Raw genomic sequence first — 15,294 nt, 5'->3', positions numbered from 1 at the left:
TTGCATTTCCTCTCAAAATAGTTTTCTTCTCACACATCACTACAACGTGTAAGAGCAATTCACACAATAAATATCAAAGTAATTTTTATGCTATCTACTTGCAAACACGCTTACGCTGTAAAGTGTTGAATTCTATGTTTAAGACTTTCTTGGGTCAAGTATTTTCCTCAGATACATATTTTATGTCGTCGCTACATATTCTTTAGCTTTAGAAAGAACTTTTTCTAAAGCTTTATGGTATGTCAGACGATCACGAGCAGCAATGACTAATTCTTGCAAAATTTCATTAGAAATATTTTTTGGAGGTTGCATGCCGAAGCGTTCTCGCGAACATATATCCATCATATGTTGAAGTTCTTCACGGCTAATCACAAGCTTCTCATCTGAGAATATCTTGTTAGTTAAGAAAAAGAGTTTTAATGTTTTTATAGCTTCTGCTTCTGCTTCCTTGAGCAAATCAGCTTTCTTAGTTTCTAACTCTTCATCGGAGCAATATTGAACTAGGCGGGTATTTAATAATTTTTCTCTTGAGAACATTTCAATGCGTTCCGCAAGCATTGATGAGGGGAGATCAAAATCAATGATAGTGGCAAGAGCATTTTCCGCATTAGCAAAGAGTTGTTGATTTCGCTTATCTTTTGCTTGATTTTCTAATTGAATGCGGAGCTTCTTGGTTAAATCGTCTAGGGATTCTGCCTGTAATTGCCTTGCTTTTTCATCATCGAGTTCTGGTGTCACAACTTCAATTACTGCATTTATAGTAAATATTAAAAGATCTCCATTAAGGAAAGATTGAATCTCTTTTGATGCAATCGTTTCTGTAACACGGTCTCCGGCTACAATACCTAAAAATCTTTCTCGAAAAGCGTCAGACATATCTTCTTTGCAAAGCTTGAAGTATCTATTTTCAAAGATAGGTCTAGAGGTGTCTTCTCCTTGCTTTGTCACATGAAGAGACAGTGAGATGAAATCTCCTTCTTGAGAAGGACGTGTTACGGGAGTTTTTGTAGCAAAGAAATAAGAAATATTCGTTAGGCCTGCTTGTATTTCTTCTTCGGTGATTTCCTTTTCCTGTGGTTCCTCAATATCAGGTAATTTGTCCCAAGGAATATGAGGAATTACAGGGAAAGCTTCATAAGTAAAATCTATCTGTCCTCCCTCGTTTATATCGACTTTAACTATAGATGTCGATTTGATTGCTTTGGGAGAGAGTGGAGGACGATCTCCTACGGAAGATAGAGCTTGATATGCTTCCTTAACTAACAATTGATTTAATTCTCTACTTACCTGACTTGGGTAGCGAGAAAGAATTGTTGCGCTGGGTGCCTTTCCTTTGCGAAACCCTGGGAGAGAAACTTCTTTTTTGATCTTTTTTATGGCTTGATCTTGAAGTTTTTTTACGAGTGGAGCCGAGACCTTCACCACGGATATAACATTACATCCTGGTTGTTCTTCTAGACTAATGGAGAATTGCTCGTTAGAAAAATTTCGAGACACAAAAACTACCCCTTGAGATTTCTCTGGAAGAAAAGCGGGTGATGAGGCTTGAACTCACGACCTTCACGTTGGCAACGTGGCGCTCTACCACTGAGCTACACCCGCGCAAAAAGTAGCATTTTAGATATTCGATGAGTTTTTAGCAATGACTAGTCGATTTATGATTGGAGTGTATATGTAATCCTATCTTAAAATAGGTAGGAATGTTATTGATAAAATTTTTCATTGATTTAGCGCGGGCAAACAGGTACAAGTAAGCTGATTCAATCAGAACTCTGCGGCTTAGAGGAGAAATGCTTAATTTTCGTAAATTACGACGGGATTTTACAGCTAATATTTTGCAAGATGGCAAGGAGCTTTTTGATCAAGGAGCTGTAGTTAATGCAAAAATTGTTTCCATAACTGGAGAAACGGTATGTATAGGTGCGCAGGTTCGAGGTTTATATGACAACGTATATGAATGTGAAATCGAGGTAGATCGCTCGGAATCCGATACTGTGGATTCGAATTGTGATTGCTCGTACAACTATGATTGTCAACATATAGTGGCCCTTTTATTTTACTTAGAGCAATACTTTAACGAAATGGTGGTAGCCTATTCTCAAGAGGCCAATCTAGATACAAATGAGACAATCAATGAGGATGTTAAAAAGGAGCTTCAGGAAACATTTGTTGTTGCTGCAACTCGGGAAGAAGAGCGTAAGGATCGCGAACACCAAAAAGAAATACTAAGTGAGTATATTCATGCGGCAAATACATTAAGTGCTAATCCGTTTTTCTTGCCTAAGAAGGAATATCTAGATAAAACTACTGCAGAGCTCGCCGTGTTATTTGTTGCGTCTAATAATACTGATGAGGTGTTTCAGGCAAATCAACATGTGGAATTTCAGTTAATTCTTCGTCTTCCGGGTCGTTCCAAGCCCTTTTATGTTTCGAATATAAAGACTTTTTTAGAGGGAGTGTTATATCAGGAGCCAATTATTCTTAGTGGTCGTCGTTTCTTTTTCACCATGCAATCTTTTAGTGCTTCTGATCGTAAGTTGATTGATTTATTGATTCGTTATGTACGTTATACAAATCAAACTGCGGAAGAAAAGTTATTAAAATCGGCCTATCTTACATTGACATCGTTAGGTGTAATTTTAGCTAAGATGTACGAGCATCAAATGGCTGATCGTAGCGGTACTCAATTAGGGGAGAAAGAAAGTTTTTCAGGGATATTTTGTGGGAATCTTGAGGAGCCATTATATTGGTCAGCGTCTCCTGCGAAAATAAAGTTTAATTTAGATTTTTTTGATACTCCCTACAAGGCATTGTTGATAACTCCTTTAGTTTTGGTTGATGATGATGAGTTGCAGCCAGAACAAGCGATTCTTTTAGAGTCTAATGTCCCTGGTATTATCCACAATAATGTATATCATCATTTTGCTCCTCAAATTCGCCGTGCGCATTTGCGTTCTTTTTCTCGTTTACGTGATATTACTATCCCTGAGGCTTTGTTTGGTTCATTTAGGGAAAATGCGCTTCCTGTTTTTAAAGAATATGCAGAAGTTGCCAATGTTGAAGTGTTAAATGCATTTGTCACTCTTCCTTATGTTGAGGAAGTTCGTGGTGTATGTGATATGAGTTATTTGGATGGTGAACTAGAAGCTAAGTTATATTTTATTTATGATTCTATAACTATTCCTGCTACTTCTTTTTCTTTAACGTATCAAGATGTACGCGCGTTTATTCGTGATGACGGTATTTTGGCTAGAAATCTTGTTGAAGAACGTAAGATTATTGAGGAGGTCTTCTCTGGCTTTGTCTATGATGAGCGAGATGGAGCGTATCATGTAAAGAGTGAGAAGAAGATCGTTGAGTTTATGACAGAAACGATCCCAAACAATCAGCACCGGATAACATTTAATTGTCCTGAGACTCTTTCAGATCAATTTATTTATGATGAAACAGTGTTTGATCTTTCCTTTAGGGAGAGTTCAGAAATTGATTCTTATGAAGCTGAGCTGAAAGTGCATGGACTGCTTAAGGGAATTAGTTTGGATTTACTTTGGGATTGTATTAGTGCTAAGAAGCGTTTTTTAGAGCTTCCTAAGAAGGGGCATAATGTTAGATCGGGGCGTAAAGGCAGACCGGGCTCAGCAAAATTGCCGTGTATTTTAGTTCTAGATTTAGAAAAGATTTCTCCTGTAGTTCAAATTTTTAATGAAATTGGTTTTAAGGTTTTAGACGACTTTGTAGAAAAGTGTCCCCTTTGGAGTTTGACAGGGATTTCATCAGAGCTTTTTGAAGGGTTACCTGTTAACTTTAGGATGACAGAGAAGCTCGCTGAGATACAGAAACAAATTCGTGGTGAAGTTGCCTTTGATTTCCAAGAGATCCCTCAACAGATACAAGCTACTTTGCGTAGTTATCAAACTGAAGGAATTCATTGGTTAGAGCGTCTTAGAAAGATGCACCTTAATGGTATTTTAGCTGATGATATGGGGTTAGGGAAGACTTTACAAGCTATTATTGCTATTACACAGAGTCGTTTAGAAAAGGGCTCAGGTTGTTCCCTAATCGTATGTCCTACTTCTTTAGTATATAATTGGAAAGAGGAGTTTCGTAAGTTTAATCCTGAGTTTAAAACAGTTGTTATAGATGGTGTTCCTGTTTATCGTCGTAAGCAGCTGGCAGATTTATCTAAATATGATGTAGCGATTACTTCTTATAATTTGTTGCAAAAGGATATCGATTTTTACAAGGACTTTGTTTTTGATTATGTTGTGTTAGATGAGGCTCATCATATTAAAAATCGTACAACACGTAATGCAAAATCTGTGAAGATGATTCGTTCAGGTCATCGATTAATTTTAACGGGAACGCCTATAGAAAATTCGCTTGAGGAATTATGGAGTTTGTTTGATTTCTTGATGCCAGGTTTATTGAGCAGTTATGATCGCTTTGTTGGTAAATACATTCGTACTGGCAACTATATGGGGAATAAAGCAGATAATATGATTGCTTTGAAGAAGAAGGTGGCTCCTTTTATTTTGCGACGTATGAAGGAGGATGTCTTAGAAGATCTGCCCCCTGTATCAGAAATTTTATATCATTGTCATCTTACAGAATCACAACGTGAATTATATCATTCATATGCTGCGTCTGCAAAGAAGGAGCTTTCACGTTTAGTTAAGCAAGAAGGATTTGATCGTATACATATTCACGTGCTTGCTACTCTTACACGGTTAAAACAGATTTGTTGTCATCCTGCGATTTTTGCTAAAGATGTTCCTGAGCCAGGAGATTCTGCGAAGTACGACATGCTTATGGATTTACTTTCTTCTCTTGTGGATTCTGGCCATAAGACTGTGCTTTTCAGCCAGTATACGAAGATGTTAAGCATTATTAAACAGGATTTAGAGCTTCGCGGAGTACCATTTGTTTATTTAGATGGTTCTAGTAAGAATAGATTGGAATTGGTGAATCAATTTAATGAGGATCCTGGATTGCTAGTATTTTTAATTTCTCTGAAAGCAGGTGGCACAGGTTTGAATCTTGTAGGTGCGGATACTGTCATTCACTATGATATGTGGTGGAATCCTGCTGTAGAAAGTCAAGCTACGGATCGGGTTCATCGTATAGGACAAAGTCGTTCCGTATCCTCGTATAAATTAGTTACTTTAAATACTATTGAGGAAAAAATTCTTACTCTCCAAGACAGGAAAAAGAGCCTTGTAAAGAAAGTGATTAACTCTGATGATGAGGTTGTTTCTAAGTTGACTTGGGAAGAAGTTTTAGAATTGCTACAGATTTGATGTTATGAGCCCACATCGAAGCTTATTTAAGATAAAAAACCTATCCAATCGTTTATATAATACGGCTTTAGGGCGTTTCGATAAGGTTTTCAATTTTTTTTCTGGTAATGTCGGTATTGATTTAGGAACGGCAAATACTTTAGTTTATGTACGTGGTCGGGGGATTGTTCTTAGTGAGCCGTCGGTAGTTGCTGTTGATGCACAGACACATGCAGTTCTTGCTGTGGGGCATAAGGCAAAAGCGATGTTAGGTAAGACTCCTCGGAAGATTATGGCTGTTCGTCCTATGAAAGATGGGGTGATTGCTGATTTTGAGATAGCTGAAGGTATGTTAAAAGCGTTAATTAAGCGTGTAACTCCTTCACGTAGTATGTTTCGTCCTCGGATTTTAATTGCCGTGCCGTCAGGAATTACAGGTGTAGAAAAACGTGCTGTTGAGGACTCGGCCTTGCATGCGGGTGCTCAGGAGGTGATTTTGATAGAGGAACCAATGGCTGCAGCCATTGGTGTGGATCTTCCAGTGCATGAACCTGCGGCAAGTATGATTATTGACATTGGAGGAGGAACAACAGAGATAGCAATTATTTCCTTAGGAGGGATTGTAGAATCTCGATCTTTACGTATTGCTGGTGATGAGTTTGATGAATGTATTATTAATTACATGCGTCGTACTTATAATTTGATGATTGGTCCACGAACTGCCGAAGAAATTAAAATTACTATTGGTTCTGCTTATCCTCTTGGAGATCAAGAGTTAGAAATGGAAGTCCGAGGTCGGGATCAAGTCGCAGGTTTACCGATAACAAAGAGAATTAATTCTGTAGAAATTCGTGAGTGTTTAGCTGAGCCTATTCAACAAATTATTGAATGTGTGCGTTTAACTTTAGAAAAGTGTCCTCCTGAGCTTTCGGCTGATTTAGTTGAGCGTGGTATGGTATTAGCGGGAGGAGGAGCTTTGATCAAGGGGTTAGATAAGGCTTTGAGTAAAAATACCGGTCTTTCTGTAATTACGGCACCTCATCCTTTACTTGCTGTTTGTTTAGGAACAGGAAAGGCGTTGGAACACTTAGATCAATTTAAGAAACGCAAAGGAAATATGGTATGAGTGCGTGGAATAAAGAGATTCATCATGAAGAGTTAAGAAAATGGGTAGAGGAAGTTTCTGCTTTAGTTACTCCTAAGGACATATACTTATGTGATGGTTCAGATGCAGAATACGCAAAGTTGAGTTCTATGCTGCAGGATCAGGGAGTATTTATTCCATTGAATCCTGAGAAGCATCCGAACTGTTTTTTGGTGCGTTCTTCTCCTGAGGATGTTGCTCGTGTTGAGCAGTTTACCTTTATTTGTACTTCGAAGAAAGAAGATGCTGGACCTACAAATAATTGGCGGGATCCTCAAGAAATGCGTGAGGAGTTGCATGGGCTTTTCCGGGGATGTATGCGGGGGAGGACGTTGTACATTATTCCTTTTTGTATGGGGCCTTTGAATTCACCTTTTTCTCTTATTGGGGTAGAAATTACTGATTCTCCTTATGTTGTATGTTCTATGAAGATCATGACGCGTATGGGGGCTGAGGTATTGAAGTTCTTAGGAACTTCTCGTCCTTTTCATAAGTGTTTACATAGTGTAGGGTATCCATTGTCTCCTGGACAGAAAGATGTTGCTTGGCCCTGTAACCCTAAGAATATGCGGATTGTCCATTTCCAGGATGATAGTAGTGTGATGTCTTTTGGTAGTGGCTACGGAGGGAATGCTTTACTTGGGAAGAAGTGTGTAGCTTTACGATTAGCTTCGTATATGGCACGTCATCAGGGATGGCTTGCGGAGCATATGCTCATTATAGGAATTACGAATCCTGAAGGGAAAAAGAAGTATTTTGCTGCTTCATTTCCTAGTGCGTGCGGTAAGACAAATTTGGCTATGTTATTGCCAAAACTTCCTGGATGGAAAGTGGAATGTGTAGGTGATGACATTGCTTGGATACGTCCTGGAGCTGATGGAAGGCTTTATGCTGTGAATCCTGAAACTGGTTTCTTTGGTGTTGCTCCGGGAACATCAGCATCTACTAATCCTAATGCCTTAGCGTCTTGTAGATCGAATGCTTTATTTACTAATGTTGCGTTAACTCCAGATGGGGATGTCTGGTGGGAGGGATTAACAAGCCGACCTCCTGCAGGTCTTATTGATTGGCAAGGGAACCCATGGACGGGAGTGGGTCCTGCTGCTCATCCGAATTCTCGGTTTACGGCTCCTGTACAGCAATGTCCTGTTCTCGATCCTCAATGGAATGATCCTGAGGGAGTTCCTTTAGAAGCAATTATTTTTGGTGGACGTCGTTCTGATACTATCCCTTTGGTTTACGAAGCTTTAAGCTGGCAACACGGTGTGACTATTGGGGCAAGCATGTCTTCGGAAATTACAGCTGCCATTGTGGGAGAACAAGGGAAATTACGACATGATCCTTTTGCCATGTTACCTTTCTGTGGTTACAATATGGCACATTATTTTGATCATTGGTTATCGTTTGCTAATTCTCAATTACAATTGCCACGTATTTATGGAGTTAATTGGTTCCTTAAAGATAAAAATGGAAAGTTCTTGTGGCCAGGATTTAGTGAGAATCTTCGAGTTCTGGAATGGATTTTTCGAAGGACAGATGGAGAGGATTCCATAGGAGTAAGAACTCCTATTGGTTATTTGCCTAGTGCGTCAGCTTTGAATTTAGAAGGATTGAATATCTCCTCTCAAGTGATTCAGGACCTTCTTTCTGTAGATGTTGCAGGATGGTTGAAAGAGGTAACGAATGTTCGTGAGTATCTGAAGATTTTTGGTTCAGATTTACCTCAGATAATTTCGGATGAATTATTGAGAATAGAAAACGAGTTAAAAAATTAATTATCGAAGTCGTTTGTAATTTATAGTTTAATTTGAATGCAGTTTTTTTATTTTTTAAAATAATTTTTTATTTTTTAAAATTAAAAAAATAATGAACTGTCTTCTGGATAAATTACAGTGACGATACAACCTGCATATATTACTTTTAGCCGCAATATTACAGCAGCTCTGCTTGGCAATCAAGTGGATACGACAATGGAATTGTCGCAAGCTGCTATTCTTTTTCAGCAACTAGATTTAAAAGCTAAGGGGCTTAAGAAGTCCTTGGGTTTATTGCAGGAGGTTAAAGCTCCGAGTTCCCCCTCTGTTCCTCTTCCTGAAATTTCTTGTGATATTCTTGAGTTTTCTCCTTCTGCGGAGATCTCGCTTTCTAGTGAAGATCTTACAGAAGATGAAATAGCAGCAATTTTGAATAATCCTAATCTGGCTTCTGCAAATTGTTATATTTCTGGTTTAGAAGCATCTTTTCAAGATTGGGTGAAATCTTCAGATCAAGGGGGAATTGCCGATCCCACAGAAGAAGAAACGAATCTCGTTCGAGAATATGAAGTAAAACTCAGCACATTAAAACAGCTATTTTCTACAGGAAGTAGTCCTACAGAAGCAAATTATACAGAACTGTATGCTCTGCCCAAGGAATTTGTTTCTAAAGTTGAAGAACTTCAAACAACGGATCCTTCATTAAAAAATAAGGTGATCAATTTTTGGAATAACTTGATGTTAGTATACAACTCGATGGCTTCGCTTACCTATCCTGTTGCTGATAGTCTAACCACACAGATTGCGGATCTAGCTCTAAATATACAAGAGGCTAACCGGGTGATTTCCATTATTCGCCAATTTGCTTCTTCTATTAAAGATTTTTTTACTCCTCTATGGAATCTGGATAGTAATGTCAGGAATGATGCAAGCACCTATACGGCTTTAGAAGCAGATATGAGCAAGACGTATATTTTACTTGGTGATTTATATCGTCAGCTTATGGAAGGATATCCATCTGGTTCTGAAGATTCTCTTCCTCAGGACATTAAAGATGGTATCGATATTTTCTTAAGATCCCTTAATAATATTTCACTAAGTAATCCTAATAATGAGGGAAAGTGTTATTTGAATAATTTGCTTTCTTTGTTGTTTGCTTATGCAGTTGGAGTTCAGGAATCTGTTGGCAATTCTCAAGTTAGCAAAAGTGAAGTGATTGCTGCTCTTAATGAGGAAAAATCTTATTGGGATCAAAGATCCATTTCTGAGTTTGACATTACCACAGCTTTTTCAGCTTTAGTATCTAGTCCTTTTACGTACTTTGGTGTTAATATTTTTGATAGTAGCAATACTACTACTATATCTGGATCGAATCCCCTATTTTTTAAAGATGCTATTGAGAGTGTTACGACTTATGGCGATATCATGTCTCGGGACGGTTATTCAACTATTCTCGAAGGGATGGAGAGTAGCGTTGCAGCAATTCAGGCTAAAATTGATGCATGGACAGCACAATCTACAGCATTGGCACAGCAAAAGCAAAGTTTAGATCCTTCGCAGTTGAATTATTTTGACGCTATGAATGCGGATAAAAAGACTTTTGTTGAGAGTTCTCCTCTGCAGACAATTTACAAGTCTTTGATGTTGGATAAGTATTTACCTAATCAACAACGGACTTTAGAGACCTTGGGAGCAGAGATGATCTTCTCTAACAAGGCTGCGCGTTATATGAATAAGTTGATAACCAACATTACTCCTTTTCAGACAGCAGACATTTATTATTCTCTAACGATTTATTTACGTCAGATGAACTTACAGGATTTTACCGATGCTGTTGGGAAAGCAAAAGATACTCTCTTAAATGAACAGAAACGTTGTACTACGGATAGAAATCGGTGTACGAATACGATTCAAGAAATTGACAATATTTTAGAAGAACTAGAATCAGATGCAGAGATTACTATAGCACAGAAACGAGAATTACGGTTGACTCTCAAAGATTATCGTTTACAGTTGGAGATGTTATTACGTAATTTAAGGAATTTAGATTGTTTTCTTAACCATTTAACATTGGTACCTGAAGAGAATCTTGATGATGTTGATACTGCTTTTGTTGTGAAGGTGTCTAATCAAGAAGTTTCTGGATATGATCGGATCCTTTCTTTTTTAGAAAGTTTTGTTATAGAGGGTGGTCAGAATGCTGTTGTTCCTGGTGGTGAGCAGCAAATATTACAGAGTATGGAATCTACTCAACAGGATTATACTACGTTTAACCAAAACCAGCAGCTTGCTTTGCAGTTAGAATCAGCAGCAATTCAGCAAGAATGGACAATGGTTAGCGCTTCTTTAGCATTACTGAATCAAATATTTGCCAAATTAATACGTAGAATTTAGAACTTAAATAGGTTTTATTATGCATACTTCTCCCATACAAAAACAATTATGTATGCGCATTTCTGAGCCTGCATTTGTTGAACGTCGAGTATCTCCTGCTGAAGTTGCTGCTGATTATGCTAAGATTAATGAAGTCGCTTCACAATTGAAAATCATGCAAGATTTGCTGCAAGAGGCGAGTCAGTTCGGGATGAATCATGAGTTTTTCTCTTCTTTCAAGAGAGATTTTTTAAATACGGGTTCTGAATTGTCTATGATTAGTGGAATCTTAGCTGAACAAGAGAATAAGGAGATACGTAAACGCGAGAATAAAGTGTTTCAGGAGCACCTTCATAGGGTTTCACCTCAGGCATTGACAACTGCTGAAGAGCTCAATCCTCTTCCTGATTCGATTATTAACAAGATGCCTTTTCAATCAGCATTTGCTTATATCCTATTGGATAAGTATATCCCTGCTCAGGAGAACGCTTTATATGCTTTAGGAAGGGAATTAAACCTTTCTGGATATGCACAAACGCTTTTTAGTCCTATTTTAGAGACAATTAAAACATTTGATTCGGCTCCTATTGCTTATAATTTAGGTTCCTATATTGGTCAAACATCAGGAACAGCAAATTTTGCCTATGGTTATGAGATGGTCAAGGATCGTTATGATGAAGAAAGACTGCAATTACGTAGTGATTTACAAAGTGCAACAAATGCTAAAGAGCTTCTTCAGAAAATTTCCCAGAGTATCAATGGGAATAGTAGTCTTCTTGATTCTCAGAAAACACAGCTTTTGGATGTCGTTCAAAGTTATGATGAAGAGTTAGATGCTTGTATTGAGAGCATGAAGAATCTTATGTTAAATCTAAACTCTTTAGTATTTATTCCTGGTAATAATGAGTACGAAGCTTCATATACAATCATGGGTAGTGGGTTTTCTATTGTTACTTTACAAAATTTAGAGCAGCTTGTTGTTGACGGCGATATAGATGTAACCACTGGGGAGACTAAGGGAGGATTATTAAATTTCTTTAATACTTGTCTTTCTGATGTACAGAATTACGGAGATTTAGCACAAACACACCAATTGATGTTAGAGCTACAAATGCGTGCTATGCACCAAGAATGGAGTATTGTTTCAGGTTCTTTAAAGTTATTGCATAATACTTATCGAACATTAGCGAATGGTTTTTAGAAGTATAGACCTGCGCTGACGTTGATGGCACGTTGGCAACCCCAGCGTCCTTCAATGTTATAGAAGAAATTATCCGTAGCACATGTGGTAATACCGCAGCAAAAATTGACTCTATGAAAGTTAGTGATTTTACGTACTTTAAAGCTAAGATTTGTAAATTGATCTTCTAGACGTTCGAAGCTGTTTTTAGGAGCTGTGCGTGAGGCATTACCAACAGTTAGGGCTATATAAGGCAGAATATAATCGCTGATGTAGGTTGTAAGACCAATATTTGCTGACCATTCTTTGTAGCTGAGTTTTCCGTTAGAATCTTCAAAATAGACTTCGGGATTTGCTTGGCTGTTCACAATAATGTAATTGACGGGGCAAGCAGCACGGCGATAATCAGCTCCGATACCAATGAAGGATATACCGTCTTTCCAAATGATTTTTTTCAAACTGATATCCCAAACAAAACCATAATTAGTTTGTAATTCGACCAAACCATCGGTGACTTGAGATTCTGAGGCTAGAGGAGAGGAGGTATAGTCGCGATAGGCATTCAAAGGAAGACGGAAGTATTCATTTAGTCCCCCAATTTTCAAATCAAAACTAATGTCTAGCAAAGGAATTACAGTAGGGGAGTTATCTTGGACAGCAATGGAAGCAAATATGCAACTAGAGCTAACTCTGGAGTTGTTGAGATCAAAATCAAAGTCTTTCAATGTAGACACTACTTGAGGTTGAGGCCCAGTTCCCGTGGTTGTTACAGAAGTAACTACGGGGACGTTTTTTACACCAGCACTTTCAGAGAATATGTAGTCGCCAGAAAATCCGATTTTTAGGCTACCTGTTAGTGCAGCAAATAGATTTGTGCCGTTACAAATTTCAAATGCGCAGAAATTATTGCATTCGGGGTTAATCCCAGGGATAACAGGATAGGCCGGATTCCCTGCTGCCATAGCATGAAGAGATGAGGATGAAAAAGTTCCCCATAAAGCTAGGAAAGTCAGAGATGCTAGACGTAGGTGCTTCTTCAGCTTACTATTCATTTAGTAGGAGCCTTATTTGCTTGTGTAATAAATTCACCATTTACCAAATGATACAAAAATGTACAAATGAAAACTCTGAAGGGTAGAACTGGCTATGTGGAGGATTTGCGCACGATTTTTGTCATAAATATTCTTCTTTTGTATTCCTTTGTAGTAGTTCTGCAATTGCTTCTTTGATATCTAGATTTTGGTAAAGAACGCGGTAGATGCCTGTAGTTATTGGCATGTCAATATTATGATGATTAGCAAGTTGATGAGCAGATAGTGCGGTGTATGCACCTTCAACGACCATACCAATTTCTTTTTTTGCCTGCTCAAGAGTAAGTCCTCGAGCAATTAATTTCCCAAATTTTGTATTTCTACTTAATGTGGAAAAACATGTAGCACAGAGATCACCAAGACCTGCAAGACCATTTAGTGTATCGGGGCGGCAATCCATGATGGTTGCGAATTTACGTATTTCATGAAGGCCTCGAGTGACTAGTCCTGATTTAGCATTATCTCCAAATTGGAATCCGTCGGAAATTCCACATGCGATAGCGATGATATTTTTTAAGGCTCCTCCCAGAGCAACGCCTCGGAGATCACTGTTAGGATATACACGGAATTTAGGGGTTAAGAATGCCTTATGAATTTTTTTCAGTGTATCAGGGTTATAAGCACTAATAACTACGGAACAAGGACAATTTTTTAGTACTTCACTAGCGATTGAGGGGCCACTAAGATATCCGAGATACTCTTTAGCAGGGGGGCCGAAGATTTCCAAGACAATTTCGCTTAAGAGTAGTCCTGTGTGTTGTTCAATGCCTTTCGAGGTAATGACGAAAGGAATGTGTAAGTTTGTGAGAATTTTCTTTAGGCTTTCGGATACAGGGCGTATTCCTGCAGAGGAAACGCCTTCTACAATCATGGACGCCCCCTCTATAGCTGCTGCCATATCCGTCGTGAATGTTAGATTAGGGTGAATAGGAACATCCGGAGCTAAAGGATGACGCTTTTTAATTTGTAATTGCTCAATTAAATCAGGATTACGTGCCCATCCTGTAACTGAATATCCTTTATTTGCTAGTAGGGAAGCGAGGCAAAAACCCCAAATCCCCATACCTAAGTAGGCAATTTTTTCTTTCATGAGGCCTCAAAGAATGGTTCCTCGAAAAACGCTTTATTTTCCCAATGTAGAGAGGTAGAAGTTGAAGGATAATAGAAATCGGCTTCTAATTCAAATGTTGTATTTGGAGAAAGCTGCTTTCCTGTGACTTTGTGAAAAATTTGTCTTTCTCTTGCGGAAAGAGCTTCATGCACTGTGGCTAAACTGTGGTTGCCTTCAAGATTTTTTAGAGGAGCAAAGCATTCTTGGCGTGGATAGACAAGGGTTTGGCAGCGTTTGCTGTAACGAAATAGGTCAAAGATAAACTCTTCAAATTTCCAAGAATTTTTTTCTGAAGATGGGAACAATCCTAGTTGTTTTGCATGTTTACGTACTTTGTATATAGGAAGTTCTCTATGGGCAGCATGAGCAATGAAATCCATGGATAAGCAGTATAATCCAATATTAGCTAACCCGTATTTTAATGTCCCATCAGCATTAGTAGCAAATCGTTCGTGTTGAGGAATTTCTGAATATTCAATCACAGATGTTTTCCCCGAATCGTGAGATTCGATAAGAATCCCGACGTCTTCAATAGCTGTTTGACGTAAAGCAGCTTTTATAGAGACTTCATTATTTTCTATTGCGTGGAAACCACAGAGTTCAACATCAAAGGGCAGTGCGAGAGGATTATCAATAGGGATTACACTGACCATTTCAATGCCTGCTGATTTCCATTTTTCCCATAAACCTGAGGTATGGAGAAGAGTTGCTATACAACCATTTCCGTTGGGGCCCAAAGATAGGGTATCCTTATCTTCTAAAAAGAGATCCCCGGATAGAGAGAGTAAGGGCCATAGAGGTTGACAGAAGAAATCCACTTGGTCAGGGTCTAGATGAAAATAATTGTTCGATTCGAAGTAAGAGCGTGTCTGGCGATTATTGAGAGGAGAAGTCATAAATGCTAGGGGAAGAGGCTGATTAGCAAGTTTACTTGCAGCTCCAACTTTCTCAGCAACCAATTGAAATAAAGGCTTTTTTTAATTGGAGACACAGGGAAGAGCCCTTTAGGCCCATCGCATTTTAATCGTGATCCTTGTCCTCCAGCGAGAACGACACAAGCTAACTTTTTTTCTTTCAAGAGATCAGTTCCTACTTGTGTTCGTTCTGGAACCTCTCCCGATGAGGAAAATGAAGTTAATGGACGAAAGTCTTTTGGTTTGTTTCTTGGAGAGGTAATGAGTTGGCGTTGCTTAAAAAAGAGATTAATATCTATGGAAGCTATTTGATTGTAGAGACGCTGTTTTTGTTTTGAAGATAGGGAAGGCCAAAACTCCATAAGGTGCTCTTGATTTATAGACTTGAGTTTTTCTGTTAGCACGGACATTTCCATAATAGATGGAAAGATTACAGAGTTGGTCATTACAG

8 protein-coding genes, 1 tRNA gene and 1 pseudogene are annotated in these 15,294 nt (G+C 38.4%); 5 read left to right on the top strand and 5 right to left on the bottom strand.

The features are described from left to right. Nucleotides 1-180: 180 nt before the first annotated feature. Both tig and RT28_RS03355 read right to left on the bottom strand, forming a co-directional pair. On the bottom strand, nt 181-1,497 hold the full coding sequence (gene tig, locus RT28_RS03360) for a trigger factor (protein WP_038501315.1): 1,317 nt from the start codon (nt 1,495-1,497) through the stop codon (nt 181-183). 33 nt (nt 1,498-1,530) lie between these two features. Continuing rightward, a tRNA-Gly gene (locus RT28_RS03355) sits at nt 1,531-1,602 on the bottom strand. Nucleotides 1,603-1,790: 188 nt separating this feature from the next. Between RT28_RS03355 and RT28_RS03350 the strand changes: the two genes are divergently transcribed. The 5 genes from RT28_RS03350 (at nt 1,791) to RT28_RS03330 (ending at nt 11,748) form a co-directional block, all read left to right on the top strand. Further along, a complete protein-coding gene (locus RT28_RS03350; RefSeq protein ID WP_020355610.1) occupies nt 1,791-5,297 on the top strand; it encodes a DEAD/DEAH box helicase in 3,507 nt (1,168 codons plus the stop codon). A 4-nt stretch (nt 5,298-5,301) separates the two neighbouring features. After that, nucleotides 5,302-6,402, top strand: coding sequence for a rod shape-determining protein (locus RT28_RS03345; protein WP_020355609.1), 1,101 nt, complete (start codon nt 5,302-5,304; stop codon nt 6,400-6,402). Then, nucleotides 6,399-8,195: a phosphoenolpyruvate carboxykinase (GTP) gene (locus tag RT28_RS03340; RefSeq protein ID WP_020355608.1), complete on the top strand. Its 1,797-nt coding sequence runs from the start codon at nt 6,399-6,401 to the stop codon at nt 8,193-8,195. Before RT28_RS03345 ends, RT28_RS03340 begins: the two co-directional genes overlap by 4 nt. Nucleotides 8,196-8,312: 117 nt before the next feature. Beyond that, entirely contained in the window at nt 8,313-10,568 is a 2,256-nt protein-coding gene (locus RT28_RS03335) for a CT620/CT621 family type III secretion system effector (protein WP_038500883.1), read from the top strand. A gap of 19 nt (nt 10,569-10,587) precedes the next feature. Continuing rightward, nucleotides 10,588-11,748 (top strand): CT620/CT621 family type III secretion system effector, encoded by a 1,161-nt coding sequence (locus RT28_RS03330; protein WP_020355606.1) that lies wholly within the window; start codon nt 10,588-10,590, stop codon nt 11,746-11,748. Here the strand turns inward: RT28_RS03330 and RT28_RS03325 are convergent. The 3 genes and pseudogenes from RT28_RS03325 to RT28_RS03315 form a co-directional block, all read right to left on the bottom strand. Continuing rightward, entirely contained in the window at nt 11,745-12,779 is a 1,035-nt protein-coding gene (locus tag RT28_RS03325; RefSeq protein WP_020355605.1) for an outer membrane protein B, read from the bottom strand. The genes RT28_RS03330 and RT28_RS03325 overlap by 4 nt on opposite strands. A 121-nt stretch (nt 12,780-12,900) precedes the next feature. Continuing rightward, nucleotides 12,901-13,908, bottom strand: a complete 1,008-nt coding sequence (locus tag RT28_RS03320; RefSeq protein ID WP_038500880.1) for an NAD(P)H-dependent glycerol-3-phosphate dehydrogenase — start codon at nt 13,906-13,908, stop codon at nt 12,901-12,903. Beyond that, nucleotides 13,905-15,289 (bottom strand): annotated as a pseudogene (locus RT28_RS03315) (UTP--glucose-1-phosphate uridylyltransferase). The gene RT28_RS03320 and the pseudogene RT28_RS03315 overlap by 4 nt, the downstream one beginning before the upstream one ends. Nucleotides 15,290-15,294: the final 5 nt, after the last annotated feature.

Source organism: Chlamydia avium 10DC88, from assembly GCF_000583875.1.
GTDB classification, from domain to species: domain Bacteria; phylum Chlamydiota; class Chlamydiia; order Chlamydiales; family Chlamydiaceae; genus Chlamydia; species Chlamydia avium.
Note: the sequence above shows the minus strand (reverse complement) of the source record. Positions and strands in the feature narration are given on the sequence as shown.